This window comes from Pseudomonas parafulva NBRC 16636 = DSM 17004 (assembly GCF_000730645.1).
Classification (GTDB): Bacteria; Pseudomonadota; Gammaproteobacteria; order Pseudomonadales; family Pseudomonadaceae; genus Aquipseudomonas; species Aquipseudomonas parafulva.
In genome coordinates this window covers 147355-163687 of record NZ_BBIU01000002.1, presented here as the reverse complement: position 1 = coordinate 163687, position 16333 = coordinate 147355, and the positions used below count along the sequence as shown (strand labels likewise).

Sequence of the window (16333 nt, the reverse complement as noted above, 5' to 3'; positions counted from 1 at the left end):
AAAACGCCGCCAGCGCTACACGCGCTGGCGGCGTTTTTACTGCGGTGGGTTAGCGCAAGCAGGAGTCCATAGCCGTGGCCCGGTAGTCCTTTGGAGATTGGTCATACTGCTTTTTGAACGAGCGGCTGAAATGGGCGGAGTCCGTGAAGCCCCACTTATAAGCGATTGAGGTAATCGACTCGCACCTGAAGAACGGATTGGCGAGATCCTCGGCGCTCCGCTTGAGCCGGGCTCGTTGAATGTAGCGGCACACGCTGTCACCGTCCTCTTCGAACAAGCGATAGAGGTGGCGCACTGAAATGTTAAGCCCGCCAGCCAACGCAGCAGGCGTCAACCCGGGTTGTGACAACGACTTGTCAATCACCTTCTGCACATAACTGCGCAGATTGCCGCCGTTAAGCGCATCTATGCTGCCAAGGTTGCCTTCTCCAAACTCAAAGCCCGGCTCCAAAAGCGCGGTGAATGCTGCTTCCAACGCAGCGCCCTGAGCACCGTCTTCGCCTGTGTTCTCATCCTTGCACATCTGATCCATCAACACATGAAGCATGCGTCCACACGCGTTGCTGGATGAAATCTTTCCTACCAGAGTTCCTCTGCCAGGAACCTGTTTGCGCACCTGATCGCGGGAAAGCGCCAATGAAACATGCTCGATCAGACCCGCCGGCTTGATTTCGCAGCGCCCCACCGAGTCCATGAGCATGAGATCACCAGGGGCCAGGTAGATGGTCAAACCGCCCTGCTCGACCGTAGAGCGCCCCGAACGCTGCAGGACCAGAAAACAATGCTGGTCATCATCCAGCGCGGGATTATCACCCAGCCGCCGAATGACGCCGGCGTTCGTACGCAAAGAGGCGACTGGCAAGCCTGCGCGCGTATGAGCTGAGACATCGCCAATGAAGAGCGAATGATTGCAAGCCAATTCCGTTTCGAAACGGCCGCAAATCCCCTGCATGGCAGCGGTCCAGCGATCAAGTCCCTGATGGTCGGGTTGTTGAGTCTGCATAGTGGCCTCGGCGCGAATTTGTTGTTATGCAGCCATTGATAACATGTTAACAATGGCCGCACAACTATCACATTTGGTTGAGTACACTGAGCAAAGGGTATGCCAGGTCGCTTCAGATCCGCTGCAGAAACTCCCTGAGGCCAGACAGGCAGGCGAGTAAATGCGAACGCTGCTGCGGACTTACTTGAATATAGCGACGAAACGCCGGCATCCGGTTGACCACCTCGCTAGCACCCATATGCTCCAGAGCAAGCTGCCATTGGCCATCGCGGCATTGCAGCGTCAACCGCTTGAAATCCAGCGGCATCAGCTGCGCCAACAGCGTCGCATCTCGGCCTAAATGATCGCGTACTTGGGCAAAGAGGGCCTGGTCACCGCCCCGGAACACGCAGGTGACGCCGGTGCGCCGAAACGCCCCGGTGTGGCGCAGCTCCAACCGCACATCGCCCTGTTGCAGGGCAGGCACGCTCAACCGAAACTCGCATGTCACGACGTGCATCAGCAGGTGCGCTTCGACGCACTCACGCACCTCGGCCTGCCAACCCTGGGGCGGGAAACACAGCTGTGCGACACCCGCTTGCGCCCGCTGTATCTCCAGCGGGCCGAGATTACGCAGCAGATGCCCCAAGGTGACACCGGGCCGATAACCGGCAGGCGCCCGAGGCGCCAGCAGCCTTTCACGCAAATGTCTGATCATGTTGCGTACGCTCCGCAGCGTGGCCAGGTTCGGCGGCGAATTCTTTTTCCAGCACATCCTCAACCCGGGCAGGCTTGAACGGGTTGACCTTCTGCACACACACAGACCAGAACAGCGCGTAGGCTGCCGTGCCGCCAAGCATGATGGCAAACGGCACGTAAACATCCGCCGGATTCATTCCAGGCGGCGTGATAAACAGCATACCGATGATGATACCGACGCTGGAAACGATTTGCGGCAACGGGAACAACGGCGAACGATAGGCGCGCGGCAGGTCTGGGCGACGGATACGCAGGATCACCACCGACAGTGTCACCAGCAAATAGGCCGTGCTCCAAGCGCAAACGGCAGCCAGCACGAGGTGCAGGATGTTGTCTGGGTTGCCACCCAAGTACCAGGCATGCAGGCACGGGATCAGTGCAACCACCAGAATGCACAGCAGTGGTGTCTTGAAGCGCGGATGCAGGTAGGTGAATACCTTAGGCAACGCCCCGTCTACGGCCATCCCGTAAAGAATGCGCGGCACCCCGGCCATCAGCGTGTTGATGGTTGCCGCACCGGCGAACAAGAATCCGATACCCAGCCAAACTGGGCCGATGTCACCCATCACCTGTTCGGCAAAGCGTGGAATGGCCATGGGCGTATCCAGCAGGTGTACGCCGGTGGCGGCATCGAGTACGACGTTTTCCACCTGGCGCTTCATCGCCGCGCCGTAGATGAACATGCAACTGGCCACACCAAACAGCCCCAGCGCCATGGCGCGTGGCAATACCCAGGCCGAGCGACGCAGCTCGGGGGCAAGCGGCGTCACGAACTCGCAACCGACAAACATGAACATGGCCATGCCGATCAGTGAAAGGATGGTCATCACATCAGAGCCCACCAGAGAGACGCCAAACGGGCCCTCCAGCTCCACCGCAGGTGCGGCGATGAGCCCCAACACACCGAACACCATCAGCGTCGTCCACATGCCGAAGGTGAGAATCACCTCCGCGCGACTGAACGCGCTGACGCCGAACGCGTTCAGTACCGCGAACGACAGCACGAAACAGACGCCCAACAGCCAAGAACCGCCCGCAGACTCAACGAGCGTGTTGAGGTGTTCAAAATTCACCAACGCCATCACCCCAGACAGGATTGTCTCGGCAGTGCCGGCGAACACATGCACGATCAAGTAGGCTGAAAGCGTACCGGTAATGGCGAAGAAGCGACCCATACCGCAGTTGATGTAGTCGTAGACCGAGCCAGTGGTCGGCAGGATCGAGGCCGCCTCGGCGAAGGTGGTCGACTGGGCCAACATCATCAATGCAGCGATGACCATGGCGATGGCAAACGCACTGCCACCGATACCGAAGCCCATCGTCGCAGTCAGGATTACGGGACTGGCCATGATCAGCCCGACGGTGCTGGCGAGTGCGGTAGGGAAACCGACCGTGCCTTTGTTGAGGTGCTCAGTGAGCTTATTGTTGGTTGACATCTTGATCAAGACCCTGGCTTCAGTGTTGGCTGGTAGAGGGTAAGCGGACCATTGCACATGCAGGCCCGACCTACCTCCATGTACCTGCACTGTGCGCCCTGCGTGCTCCGTAGTCTTGCCTTTGCCTGCCGAGACCCTTGTTACAGGCTGCCAGACAGCCAGTTCGCCGGGGAAGCGCTTATCCCGCATCTGTAGGATGGCACCCGCGGCTGGCTGGTCAAATACTGGTAACCAAGCCACTCGACATCAACGACGTTCGAAGTGCCTGCCAGCAATAATAAAAAATCGCCCGGAGACTTCCCGTATGAGCGATCGTCTCGCCCAAACACTGAGTGCTTTCAGTAACACCGTGCTCGACATCCAGCGCTTAGCCCAAAGCCAGAGCATCGAACACTTCCACAACCGCATGATTGAACGTCTCAGTGAACTCATTGCATTCGACAAGGCGTGGTGGGGACTGGCCGCATTGATCAACGGGGTGCCGGTGGAACGCAGTACGCAGCTTTTCAAGCTTCCAGCGCAGTATCTGCTGGACTGGCAATCGATCAGCCACGACGACGTCACGATCGACAGCGTGCACAGCCGCCCTGGCCACGCTGTTGTCATCGACATGAGCACCACAACTGGTCTGACGTGGCTTGGAGCCAAGCACCATATCGGCCAACTGATGTGCATCATCGTAAGCGACCCGATAACTCGGCTTTCCGAGCACCTGACGTTGTATCGCAGCCCGGACTCCGCATCCTTCAGCCCGCAGGACGTTCTGCTCCTAGAAACCCTCATGCCCCACTTGTCCGCAGCCGCTGCGTCCAACCGCATCCGAACGCTGATTTCGATCCGCGAAACCCTGAGCAACCCTCAGAACCTTGCCCTGGCCGTGTGTGACCGCAACGGTACGCTGCATTGCGCCGAACCTGCCTTCATCGCGCTACTGCTGCAAGGTTGGCCACAGTGGAGCGGACCTACTCTGCCCATTGCCATTGAGACCGGTGAATTCATCATCGACCGAATACACCTAAGCGTCTCACATGCCGGTGACCTTTTCCTGATCGCAGGGCGCCATCAGAGCCCACTGGAAACCCTCAGCCCTCGCGAGCACGAGGTCGCCCAAAGCTTCGGTGAAGGCAAGACCTACAAGGAGGTCGCCCGTGACCTGGGACTGGCCCCCAACACCGTGCGCCACCACATCCGCTCCATTTACAGCAAGCTCGGCGTCAAGGACAAGGCCCGTATCGCGCAGCTGTTGCGCAAAGACCCTGGCTGACAATCGCTCATCTTCCGCCCCCATTTTGCCGCTCGTCTTGAGCGGCCCAGGCACGCTCATGCCTGAAATCTGCCAGGAAGTTCGATCCAATAACCATAAGAGAATGCGTAATGAAGAAGCATATGAATTGGCTGGCCGGCGCAATCCAGCTCACGCTGATAGCTGGTCTGACGACCGGCGCGTGCAAGGCTGCTGACCTTAACGCCAGGGATTTCTTCAGCGCCCCGGTTGGCACCACGCTAGGCGTGTTCTACATGCCAATGACACGCAACAGCGAGTATCACGGGGCGGCAGATAGCACGGGCAAAGCAAACCTCCAGGTCAACGCCTTCGCCTGGCGGCAACTGCTCTTCACCGATGTGTGTGGAACCTTGTGCACGCCACAGTTCATCGTACCGCTGGTAGACATCGACGCTCGTTTGCCAGGCGCCTCGCGCAATAGTCGGGAAAGCGGGATTGGCGATCCGCAGATCGGTGGCACGCTGTTTCTCGTGAATGAGCCGGCCACCCGGACATACACCGGCCTCCTCAGCCTCATCACTTTGCCTGTGGGCGAATACCACAGCCACAACCCTGACGTATCGCCCGGGGCGAATCGCTGGGCGGGACATTTCATCCTCAATCATACCCAGGGCGTGGGTGACAGATGGGTGCTGGAGGCAAACCTTGAGGCCCAAGTCTATGGCAAGAACGATAACTACTTCGGCAGCGATCTCGAACAAGCCCCTCTCTTTCGCCTACAGGCATTCGCCTCGTACGACTTCAGCCAGAAGACCTACGGCGCACTGCGACTGATCCACGCCGACGGTGGTGAATTGCGTATCAACGGCCAACGCATCGACAACACCCACAAGCGCGTGACCCAGGTGGGGTTTGAGGTCGGGCATTGGCTCGATCGGCAAAATCAGGCGCTGGTCGCTTTCACCCAGGATGTGGACAGCGATAACAGCTATCACGGCAGCCAGACGCTGTTGCGCCTTGTCCATGTGTTCTGACCCTTTCGGAGCCCCGACCATGACCCTATCGATGGAAACGCCGACTACCTCTCCTGTCCGCACAGCCCCGCGCTGGAAGCTTTTGGGGGCAATTGTGCTGTTTGCTGCCATTGTGCCATCTGTCCTGATGACTGCCCCAATCCTGGCAGCTCAGTTGGCCAGTCAATGGGGATTGACACCTTCTCAGATCGGCAACCTGTTCATGGTCGAGCTTGGTGCCATGAGCCTTGCCACCATCCCTGCAGCCTTCTGGCTCAAACGTGTCAATTTGCGCCAGGCTGCCTTGGTTTCAGGCGTGCTATTCATCATCGGCAACCTGCTGTCCGCTCAGGCCGAGCGCTATGCGCCATTGCTTATCCTGCGAGGCATGACAGCCCTGGGTGGCGGCTCGCTGATGATTCTCTGCATGAGCTGCGCTGCATCACTGCCCAATTCCAGCCGGATCTATGCGCTGTGGGTGCTGGGGCAACTGGTTCTGGGCGCGATTGGCCTGCAGGTTCTGCCAGGCTTGTTCGCCCGATATGGACTGGGGGCGTGCTATCTGATTCTGGCAGCGCTGATGCTCTTGTTTCTGCCGATGACACGCGCATTCCCCGCACACCTGTTGCAAGGTGCCCCCGGCAACACGCGGCAGCTTCCTACTGGCAAGGCACTGCTTGGGCTGGCAGCCATCTTCGCCTTTTATTTAAGCCTGAGCGGTGTCTGGACGTTCATCGGCTCACTGGCCGAGTCTGCCTCGATCAGTGCCTACAACAGCGGCCAGGTATTGGCCATAGCCACTGTAATGGGAATTCTAGGGGCAGGGCTGGCGTCGTGGATCGGTGGCCGACTGCCGCGGGCGCTCTCCTTACTGGGGGGATATGGCCTGATGATCTTTGCCGTGCTGCTCCTGCAAGGTCAGCCTGATGAGCAACGGTTCGCGCTCGCCGCGCTGACCTTCAAATTCACCTGGACCTTCGTTCTCCCGATGGTCCTGGCCGGCATGGCAGACCTGGACCCCTCGGGCCGCCTGATGAATATCTCCAACCTGGTGATCGGCGCCGGCCTGGCGGCCGGGCCTGCGGTTGCTGGACACCTTATCCAGCACAGTGGGGGCTATCAGTCCACCCTGCTTGGGGCCGCCTTCCTGACGTTGATATCCTTGCTGCTAGCCATGGCCTGCCGCACCCCTACCCCACATTGATGCTCGATGGAGAGATCATGACTCACAAGACTGCATTCTTTTTCGATGAATTGAGCCTCTGGCACTGCGCCGGATTACACGCACTTACCATCCCGGTCGGGGGCTGGGTGCAGCCACCTGCCACTGCGGGGCATGCCGAGTCTCCCGAGACCAAGCGCCGCCTGAAGAACCTCATGGATGTCAGCGGACTGACCCGTCAACTGGACGTAAGAAGTGCAGCACCCGCTAGCGAAGAAGACCTGCTGCGGGTGCACACGCAACGGTATCTTGAGCAGTTCAAGGCGCTAAGCGACGCGGGTGGAGGAATGCTCGGGCCTCATGCCCCCATAGGCGCAGGCAGCTATGAGATCGCCAAGCTCTCAGCCGGCCTGGCCATCGCTGCCGTCGAGTGCGTGCTTCTGGGTGAAGCCAGCAATGCCTATTCCCTATCACGACCTCCAGGGCATCATTGCCTGGCCGACCAGGCCATGGGCTTCTGCTTCCTTGCCAATATTCCTGTAGCGATCGAAGCTGCAAAATTCCGACACGGGCTGGGTCGGGTGGTGGTAGTGGATTGGGATGTGCATCATGGTAATGGCACCCAATCAATCTACGAGCAACGTGGCGATGTACTGACCATATCCCTGCACCAGCAGGGCTGCTTTCCAGCCGGGTACAGCGGCGAAACCGACCGAGGTCAGGGCGAGGGATGGGGCACCAATTTCAATGTTCCACTGCTGCCGGGAAGCGGTGATGATGCCTACCTGTATGCGATGGATAAGCTGATCATCCCTGCCATCGAACGCTTCGAGCCAGAGCTGATCGTCGTTGCATGCGGCTACGATGCCAATGCCGTCGATCCTCTGGCCCGGATGCTGCTGCACAGCGAGTCCTTCCGGGCCATGACTCAGCGCATGCGCGACCTCGCCGACCGCGTGTGTGGCGGCCGCTTGGTGCTGGTACATGAAGGCGGGTACTCCGAGTCCTATGTGCCCTTCTGCGGACTGGCAACGCTCGAAGCGCTCAGCGGTGTTCGCACAGACGTGATCGACCCGATGCTTGAATTTATCCAGGCGCAACAGCCGAACCCACAGGCCTGCGCGTTTCAACGCGGGTTGCTGGACACGCTGACCTTGCAGCTGGCATGAGCCAAAGATACGTCGCAAGCCGGCCCCATGCTCGGGATGCGACGTATCACGCTGGCACTCAGCGTCATGCGGCTGACAGGCTCAGACAAGATGTCGAGCAGGACACCACGCTAGGCTCCAGCATTCCCTTCTTCACTGCCCGGAGTTCGCGCACCATGAGCGATATCAACCTGCTGCCAGCAGTCACCGCCTTCCTGGCGCGTGATAATGGTCTGTACATTCATGGCCAAACTGTCGCCGGCGAGTCCTCAAACCGCTTAGCGGTAGTCAACCCAGCCAATGGCCAAACCATCGCTCAAATCGCCGACGCCAACCAAGCCGATGTCGACCGTGCCGTGGACTCGGCTCGCCAAGGTTTCACCCGTTGGTCGCGTACCAGCCCAGCTGCGCGTGCCGGTGTACTCTTCAAGCTCGCCGACCTGCTGGAAGCCAATCGTGAAGAGTTGGCCCAGTTGGAAACTCTGCAATCGGGCAAGCTGATCGGCATCTCGCGTGCATTCGAAGTCGAACAGGCTGCACACTTCCTGCGTTACTACGCAGGCTGGGCGACCAAGATCACTGGCCAGACCATCACTCCGTCTCTGCCTTCGTTCGCCGGTGAGCGCTACAGCGCCTTCACCCTGCGCGAGCCAATCGGTGTGGTAGTCGGCATCGTGCCCTGGAACTTCGCGACCATGATCGCCGTCTGGAAGTTGGCCTCGGCGCTGACCACCGGCTGCAGCATCATCATCAAGCCTAGCGAGTTCACGCCGCTGACGCTTTTGCGTATCGCCGAGCTGGCCACCGAAGCAGGCTTGCCGGCGGGCGCATTGAACGTGCTGACTGGCGCTGGCCATGTCGGCAAGGCCCTGATCGAGCACCCAGGCACTGACAAAGTATCGTTCACCGGCTCCGTGCCTACAGGTATTGCTGTCGGCCAAGCGGCCATGGGCGCAAAGCTTACCCGTGCCACGCTGGAACTGGGCGGCAAGAACGCCGTGGCGTTCCTGCCAGACGTAGGCCTGGAAAAAGCCGTCGACGGCATCATCGAAGCCGGCTTCCTGCATTCGGGGCAGATCTGTGCCGCTGGAGAGCGTTTCTATGTGCACCGCTCGCGCATCGACCCACTGCTCGAAGCCCTCTCCCAGCGCTTGGGCCAGTTGAAGGTAGGCTCGCCGCTGGACGAAACCACGCAGTTCGGCCCAGTGGCCAACAAGTCACACCAGTTGAAGCTTGCCGAACTGTTCGCCACGGCTCGCGCCGAGGGCAGCCAGATCATCCACGGCGGGCATATCGGGGATGGCCCAGGATGCTTCGTCGAGCCGACTGTAATTCTGGCCAAGTCCGCCAGTGACACCCTGCTCAATCAGGAAACATTCGGGCCGGTGGCGACCTTCCTGCCTTACGACAGCGAAGAGGAACTGCTTCAGTTGATGAACGCCTCACCTTACGGGCTAAGCGCCAGCCTGTGGACCAACGACCTGGGCAAGGCCATGCGCCTTATTCCAGAAATTCAGGCGGGCACCTTGTGGGTCAACATGCACACCCTGCTGGACCCGGCTGTACCGTTTGGCGGCATCAAGGCCTCCGGCATCGGCCGTGAGTTCGGTTCGGCGTTCATCGACGATTTCACCGAACTCAAATCGGTCATGATCCGCTATTGAGGGGCTTGAGATGTCACACTGGCTACGCGAACAACTCACCGTTACCCTACCCCTGGCCATGCAGGCGCTGCAGGCCGCGCTCGACGCGGCCACTGAGCAGCAGGTCAAAGTCAGCCTGGCAATCGTCGATGGCAGTGGTCTACCGATCCATACCGCTCATATGGACGGCGCACCCCGCCCAGCACATGCCATAGCGTTGCGCAAAGCCGTTACGGCTGTGGGGTTCGGAATGGCCACGGCAGACTGGGAGCAACGGTTGGAGCGCTGCTCCGAGGCGGTGCGCAACGGTTTGCCGCTGCAGCCAGGAATGGCCTTGTTCGGTGGCGGCGAACCCTTGCGCCATGCCGGGCAGGTCATCGGGGCGATAGGCGTGTCTGGTGCCAGCGAGGCCATCGACAAACTTTGCGCCAAGGCCGCCGCCAATCATGTTACGACCCTTCTGCAGCCTGATCGAACGCTGTAAATCTGTGCGTGTGGCCAAGCCGTGCAAGCGCCTTGGCAGCCAGAAACAAGACCCCGACCTGCCCCTCACGCACTAATAAGCCGTCGCAGCCAACCGCGACGGCTCCCGCCAATGCGGGTGCCCACGTACAAGAAAGCGCCTTATCAAAGGCGACTGACAACGAGGGAAAGTGCAATGGTCAAACCACAAACGCTGTCGACCCTGGCCCTGGCGGCCCTACTCGCCAGCCAGGTCGCGCCGGCTTACGAACTGTACGCTGACGAAGACAGCCACTTGAATGCTGACATGCTCGCGGTCTGGGGTATGTTCAACAGCCGCAAGAACTATGACGGCACTTCAGGAGTGCTCGACCTGGCGCGAGGGTTTCATCAAGTATGGACTCAGTGGTGATCAGGGCCTCACTGGCAACGGCACCCTGTATGGTGCATTGAACTGGGTAAGTTCCGCGACGTGGGGCGACGGTGATGCCGCCGGCTATACGGACGGCTCCGAGCGCACCACCAAGATCGAGGACGCCTATTTGGGCTGGCGTTCGGGCGACCTGATGCCGCTACTGGGTAAGGATGGTGTAGATGTTTCCGCCGGCCGTCAGGTGGTCCGCCTCGGCAGTGGCTTCTTGATCAACGACGACGGGCCGAACCTGGGCAATGGTGTCGCAGACGGTACGCTGGATCGAGGTGGCGCTTACTACCTGGCGGCGCGCCATGCCTTCGACCGCACGGCAGTGCTGCGCTTGGGTGGCCAGGACGGTTTGCACGGCAGCCTGTTGTGGCTCAAATCCGACAACCGCGCCCAGGCCGAAACCGAACTGGCTGCCGGTACGCTGGACTACACCCACGCCCTGGGCACCCTGGGCCTGACCTGGATTCACGGCATCGATGTCTCCGACCAGTGGGCCAGCGATTTCCAGAAGGCTCGCGAAGGCATGGATGTGTACAGCGTGCGTGGCGAAGGCAGTGCTGGTATCGAAAACGCCAGCTTCGCCTTTGAATATGCCTGGCAGGACAAACACGGGGGCCCGGAAAATGCCTGGTACCTGCAGGCCGGCTACACCTTTGCAGACTTGCCTTGGGCTCCGCAACTGACCTACCGGTATACCCGCTACTCGGCTGAATGGGATCCTCTATTCAGCGGCCTGTCCAGTGGCTATGGCACCTGGTTCCAGGGTGAAGTCGCTGCCAACTATGCCGGCCCGTTCAACAGCAACACCGGCATCCACCATATTGGCCTGAAAGCCAAACCCCTGGAAAACCTCACGGTCGGCGCCCTGTACTTTAACTTCGATACCGTGCGTACCCGCGACAGCTTGAACCTCGATGCCCGCGAACTCGACCTGTATCTGGAATGGGCCGTCAACGACCACCTGATCATCAGCCCTCTGGTCGGCCTGTATCAGCCGCGCAAGGATCAGGATAACGGTGGCAACCAGGTCGGCGGCAACGGCACCAACGTCTACAGCCAACTGACCGTGGCGGTACCGTTCTGACATAAAAAAACCGCCGGCCCATGGCCAGCGGTCAAAGCGCTGTATCTATGAAGTATGAAAGCTGCCCTGGTGAGGCGGCGTCACTATCCCCTTTCCTCCCTGAGCCTGCTTGCCTCAGCGTGCCAGCGCCTTTGTCTGGGCGTGACGACCGCCACTCTGCACGTTTACAGCGTTTGACCTCACGGGCGCGCAAGCATACGATTCGCAAACCTACCGACCGGTAGGTAGCAAACTGAAAGAGATGACCATGCAAACCAATCAGTCTTCTTTGGTACCGTTCAGATTAGCGCTGAGCCTCGGCCTGATCGGCGCTCTGGGGCCTTCAGCGGTCGACATGTACCTGGCGAGTCTCCCGGAGATCGCCGATCACTATCAGGCAAGCTTCACCCATGTGCAGCTGACCCTGACGTTCTTCTTGCTTGCCATGGGGGCCGGGCAGCTAGTCTTCGGCCCCATCGTCGACGCCTTCGGTCGGCGTAAACCACTGATGGCCGGCCTATTGCTCTTCATCCTGTGCTCATTCGGCGCAGCGATGGCGCCGAGCCTGAACGCTCTGATAACACTGCGTTTCCTTCAAGGACTCGGCAGTGCTCTGACTCTGGTGGTGATCATGAGCATGGTGCGTGACGTCAGCCATGGCGTGGCCGCGACCAAACTGTTCGCCCTGTTGATGACCATTGAAGGTGTAGCTCCGATCCTCGCGCCGGCTTTGGGCGGCGTGATCGACGCGCATTTCGGCTGGCGGGCGGTGATGCTGGCACTGGCCGGTATGGGCCTGGTGGTATGGGTCAACAGTCTTTTGAACCTGCCAGAGACCCTGCCACACAATCAGCGTGAAGCATTAAGCCTTGGCAGCGCTTGCCGAACCTACCTGTCCCTCCTCGCTGACCGGCGGTTCCTACGCCCAGCCCTGGCAGTGGCTGCGGTGTTTTTCTTCCTGTTCGCCTACATAGGTGGCGCAACGCTGGTGTACCAGCAGCACTTTGGCATGACCGCACAAGCCTTCGGCCTGCTTTTCGGTGCCACCGGCGTGTCAGTGATGCTGGGTGCCCTGTTCGCCAGCCGGCTGATCGGGCGCCTTGGCTTGAACAGGCTCAGTGCGCTAGGCGTGCGTTGCATGGTTGCTGGCGCCCTGCTGACCTTGGTCAGCTTAGTGATCGGCCTGGGGATGCCCGGTGTAGCCGGTGGCATTGCTTTAGCTCTATTCGGACTTGGCATAACAGAATCGACGCTGATGTCGCTGGTGATGTCATCGCAAGAAAAATCCCTGGGCTCGACCGCCGCCCTGCTCGGCGCCATCCAACTATCAGTGTCTTCCAGCGCCTCGCCATTGGCTGCTGTAGTTCTGCAACACGGCCCGGTGGCTTGGGCCGGGCTTCTAGCAGTTAGCACACTGCTGGTCTGCGTGCTGACCACCCTGAGCCTGCGAGACGTGCCAGCAAGCTATTCATTGGCTGGGCACTGAGGAAGTGCAATGAGCAATCACTTCCTGGGCTACTTGATTTGCAGCGGAATTATCGTGTTTGGCGTGGTGTACCACCTAAGCGAATGGAGACGTGCCAAAGGGCCGAGGCCCTCAACTGACGACCCGAATTGAAGACGAACCGATTGAGCTGGCACAGATGATCAATTGCTCTGGCAGACACAAACAAGACGACCTACCAGTCGTTAGCGAAACTGCCCATTACCTTGAGATCACCTGTCCAGCCCGGTCCAGCCGGGTAACACAACAATAAAACCCCAATACGGCGGCCCCTAGGTGCCGTCCGTACAGTGAGACCCGCTATGACCTTCGACACCCGTATCGATTTCATCTACCTCTCCGAACAGGACATGATCCGCGCAGGCGTGACTGACATGCCCGCCTGCGTCGACACCATGGAAGAAATGTTCGGTTTGCTCTACCACGGCGACTACCGCATGGCCGGTCCGAACAGTGACTCGCACGGCGCAATGATCACCTTCCCCGAGCATTCACCGTTCTCCACCATGCCCAAGCCAACCGCCGACCGCCGCATGATGGCGATGCCCGCCTACCTCGGCGGTAACTTCCAGACCGCAGGCGCAAAATGGTACGGCTCCAACATCGCGAACCGCGAAAAGGGCCTTCCGCGCTCGATCCTGATGCTCACCCTTAATGACGCCGACACCGGCGCCCCGCTCGCGCACATGTCAGCCAACCTACTTTCAGCCTACCGTACCGGCGCGATCCCGGGCGTCGGCGCCCGTCACTTGGCACGCAAGGATTCAAAGGTCATCGGCCTGGCCGGCCCGGGAGTGATGGGTAAGACTACGGTCGCCGCGTTCATGGCCGTGTGCCCACAGGTCGATACGATCAAGATCAAAGGCCGCGGCCAGAAGAATCTCGACGCGTTCGTCAGCTGGTTGAACACCGCCTTCCCGCAGATCACCAACGTGCGGGTGGTACAGACCCTGGAAGAAGTGGTACGCGACTCCGACCTGGTCAGCTACTGCAGTTCCGGTGAAGTCGGCGACCCATCCCTCTACCCGCTGGTGAAGCGCGAATGGGTCAAGCCCGGCGCCTTCCTAGCCATGCCCGCCCCGTGCAGCATCGACGCTGGGATGGAACAGGCCGATGTGCGCAAGGTGGTGGACAACACCGGCCTCTACGAAGCTTGGTTCGAAGAACTCCCCAAACCGGCCCACAACCATGTGCCGCTGGTGGGCGTGCGCTTCATGGACATGATTGCCGAAGGCACCCTGCAGGCCGAGCAGGTCGAGGACATCGGCAAGATCATCGCCGGTGAAGCGCCGGGACGCCTGAACGACGAGGAAATCATCCTCATGTCCGTCGGCGGCATGCCGGTGGAGGACGTCGCCTGGGGCACCGTGGTGTACCGCAATGCCATCGAGAAAGGCATCGGCGTCAAGCTAAATCTTTGGGAACAACCCGTTCTCAGCTAATCGATTTCTCTCGCAATGAAGGCTTCTCCATGACCCAAATCACCAAACTGAAAACCGGCTCCAAGTTTGAAGACATGGCCAGCTACTCCCGCCTGGTGGCGGTCGATAACTGGATCTATGTCTCCAACACTGCTGGCCGTAACCCGCAGACTCAACTGATCGCCGAAGACGTGATCGAACAGACTCACCAAGTGTTCGCCAATATTGAAAACGCCTTGGCAGCCGTCGATGCCAGCCTGGCTGACGTGATTTGTTCACGTGTGTTTATCCAAGAGCCGAGCGACGTGCCAGCCGTTATGGAGGTGATCGGCGAGAAGTTTCGTGGCATCGACCCGGCCACCACGGTCACCTGCCCACCGCTGGGTTCTACCGTTTACAAAGTTGAGCTAGAAGTCACTGCCTATCGCGGGGCCTCGCGCGCCGAGGTCAAGCTGATTCGCCTCGGCCAGTAACGCCTAACACCAGCACCGTGCCACCTGTACTTATCACCGCCGAGTAATGCCATGTCCCCTGCTATCGACCCTGTAATCACCAGCCCCCATCAACCGGAAGCGACCACTGTCGTGATCATCGGTGGTGGCATCATAGGCCTGACCGCCGCGCTGACTCTCGCCGAGCGCAAAATCCCGGTAGTGGTGCTGGAGAAAGGTCGTATCGCAGGCGAGCAGTCATCGCGCAACCTTGGCTGGGTGCGTAAAACCAACCGCCATGCACACGACATCCCTCTTGCCTTGGCGGCCGATCGACTCTGGGCCGAAATGCCGCAACGGGTCGGGAGTGACGTGGGCTACCGGCAGGCCGGAATCATGTTCGTGGGTCGTAACGACACGCAGATGGGCATGCACGAAGGTTGGCTGAAGAGCGTCGAACACCTTGGTCTGGACTCGCGCCTGCTTAGCAATGGCGAGATCGCCAGAATGGTTCCTGGAGGGCGCACTGACTGGGCCGGTGCTATCTACACTGCCTCAGATGCTCGTGCGGAGCCAACCTTGGCGGCCAGCGCAATTGCCCGTGCGGCGATGGCCAAGGGAGCAGTGATCGTTGAAAACTGCGCGGTACGCACCCTTCAGACCAGTGCCGGATGCGTCAGCGGCGTGGTCACCGAACAAGGCGAGATTCGCTGTGATCAAGTGCTGCTGGCTGGCGGTCTATGGTCGCGTAAATTCCTCGGCAACCTGAAAATCGACCTCCCGACTTTGCCGTTGACCTGCTCAGTGCTGCGCACAGAACCGATGGAAGGCCCCACGGAGATTGCTGTGGGCGCTCCAGACTTTTCATTCCGTAAACACAAGGATGGAGGCTTCATCATCACCCAGCGTGGGAAACTGGATGCATTCCTTACCCTCGATCACCTGCTGCTGGGTACACGCTACTTGCCACAGCTTCGCGCGCAGCGCGACTTTCTGCAGATCAGTCTGGGCAAATACTTCCTTAAGGATATTGCCCTGGCGCGGCGCTGGAAGGCCACGGATGTATCGCCCTTTGAAAAAGTCCGGGTTCAAGACCCTCAGGCAAATGTTGCGTTGAACGACGACGCACTGCGCAACCTCAGGGCTGCGTGGCCGGTGTTTGAGCAAGCACGGATCGCTTCTGCGTGGGCCGGGACAATTGACGTGACCCCTGACTCAAACCCAGTCATTAGCTCAGTATCGACTTTGCCCGGACTGACCCTGGCGACCGGTTTTTCCGGTCACGGTTTCGGCACCTCGCCTGCTGCGGGTCAGTTAGCAGCAGATCTGGTTTCGCAACAAACGCCGTTGATCGATCCTAGTCCCTATAGCTTTGACCGCTTCCTGTGATCCGGGTATGACGTGAAATGAGGGTGTCAGCCAAGCAAAGGACTACTCAGTCAATCACCTGAGTCAACCAAAACCATTACATCGGGGGATACTTTTCCTTCACTCTTTTTTACTTCGCGTCGAGCATACTCAAGCTATCCCTACGTGATAGATGCTCCTTTGCCCGCCTGACAGCGGGCTTTCTTTTGCCAACGGCAAACACAGGAAGATTTGAGTCAGATAGGTATTGTCGCTTCCCGAAAACTGATCGAGGTGTTCCTCTACACTTGCT

The 16333-nt window shown here is 59.6% G+C and carries 13 protein-coding genes and 1 pseudogene; 11 read left to right on the top strand and 3 right to left on the bottom strand.

Features of this window, described 5'->3' with window-relative positions:
- Window positions 1-49: 49 nt before the first annotated feature.
- The 3 genes from feaR to PPA02S_RS00945 all read right to left on the bottom strand — a co-directional run bounded on the left by feaR (window position 50) and on the right by PPA02S_RS00945 (window position 3177).
- Window positions 50-1003, bottom strand: a complete 954-nt coding sequence (feaR, locus tag PPA02S_RS00955; protein WP_028634150.1) for a transcriptional regulator FeaR — start codon at window positions 1001-1003, stop codon at window positions 50-52.
- A gap of 112 nt (window positions 1004-1115) precedes the next feature.
- Window positions 1116-1631, bottom strand: a complete 516-nt coding sequence (locus PPA02S_RS00950; protein WP_345940163.1) for a DUF3156 family protein — start codon at window positions 1629-1631, stop codon at window positions 1116-1118.
- A 49-nt stretch (window positions 1632-1680) separates the two neighbouring features.
- Window positions 1681-3177, bottom strand: coding sequence for an APC family permease (locus tag PPA02S_RS00945; RefSeq protein WP_028634152.1), 1497 nt, complete (start codon window positions 3175-3177; stop codon window positions 1681-1683).
- Window positions 3178-3481: 304 nt separating this feature from the next.
- Between PPA02S_RS00945 and PPA02S_RS00940 the strand changes: the two genes are divergently transcribed.
- The 11 genes and pseudogenes from PPA02S_RS00940 to PPA02S_RS00890 all read left to right on the top strand — a co-directional run bounded on the left by PPA02S_RS00940 (window position 3482) and on the right by PPA02S_RS00890 (window position 16062).
- Entirely contained in the window at window positions 3482-4441 is a 960-nt protein-coding gene (locus PPA02S_RS00940) for a helix-turn-helix domain-containing protein (protein WP_028634153.1), read from the top strand.
- A gap of 110 nt (window positions 4442-4551) precedes the next feature.
- A complete protein-coding gene (locus tag PPA02S_RS00935; RefSeq protein WP_245614622.1) occupies window positions 4552-5436 on the top strand; it encodes a transporter in 885 nt (294 codons plus the stop codon).
- A 19-nt stretch (window positions 5437-5455) separates the two neighbouring features.
- Window positions 5456-6619, top strand: coding sequence for an MFS transporter (locus tag PPA02S_RS00930; protein WP_169338817.1), 1164 nt, complete (start codon window positions 5456-5458; stop codon window positions 6617-6619).
- A gap of 17 nt (window positions 6620-6636) precedes the next feature.
- Window positions 6637-7746: a class II histone deacetylase gene (locus PPA02S_RS00925; RefSeq protein ID WP_028634156.1), complete on the top strand. Its 1110-nt coding sequence runs from the start codon at window positions 6637-6639 to the stop codon at window positions 7744-7746.
- A gap of 155 nt (window positions 7747-7901) precedes the next feature.
- On the top strand, window positions 7902-9389 hold the full coding sequence (locus PPA02S_RS00920) for an aldehyde dehydrogenase family protein (protein WP_028634157.1): 1488 nt from the start codon (window positions 7902-7904) through the stop codon (window positions 9387-9389).
- A 10-nt stretch (window positions 9390-9399) separates the two neighbouring features.
- Window positions 9400-9852 carry a GlcG/HbpS family heme-binding protein gene (locus tag PPA02S_RS00915; protein WP_028634158.1) on the top strand — a complete coding sequence of 151 codons (453 nt, stop codon included), beginning with the start codon at window positions 9400-9402 and terminating at the stop codon, window positions 9850-9852.
- 174 nt (window positions 9853-10026) lie between these two features.
- Window positions 10027-11338 (top strand): annotated as a pseudogene (locus PPA02S_RS00910) (alginate export family protein).
- A 247-nt stretch (window positions 11339-11585) separates the two neighbouring features.
- Window positions 11586-12803 (top strand): multidrug effflux MFS transporter, encoded by a 1218-nt coding sequence (locus tag PPA02S_RS00905; RefSeq protein WP_028634159.1) that lies wholly within the window; start codon window positions 11586-11588, stop codon window positions 12801-12803.
- A gap of 320 nt (window positions 12804-13123) precedes the next feature.
- Window positions 13124-14263, top strand: coding sequence for an ornithine cyclodeaminase family protein (locus tag PPA02S_RS00900; protein ID WP_028634160.1), 1140 nt, complete (start codon window positions 13124-13126; stop codon window positions 14261-14263).
- 29 nt (window positions 14264-14292) lie between these two features.
- A complete protein-coding gene (locus tag PPA02S_RS00895) occupies window positions 14293-14715 on the top strand; it encodes a RidA family protein (RefSeq protein ID WP_028634161.1) in 423 nt (140 codons plus the stop codon).
- Window positions 14716-14766: 51 nt separating this feature from the next.
- A complete protein-coding gene (locus PPA02S_RS00890; protein WP_028634162.1) occupies window positions 14767-16062 on the top strand; it encodes an NAD(P)/FAD-dependent oxidoreductase in 1296 nt (431 codons plus the stop codon).
- Window positions 16063-16333: the final 271 nt, after the last annotated feature.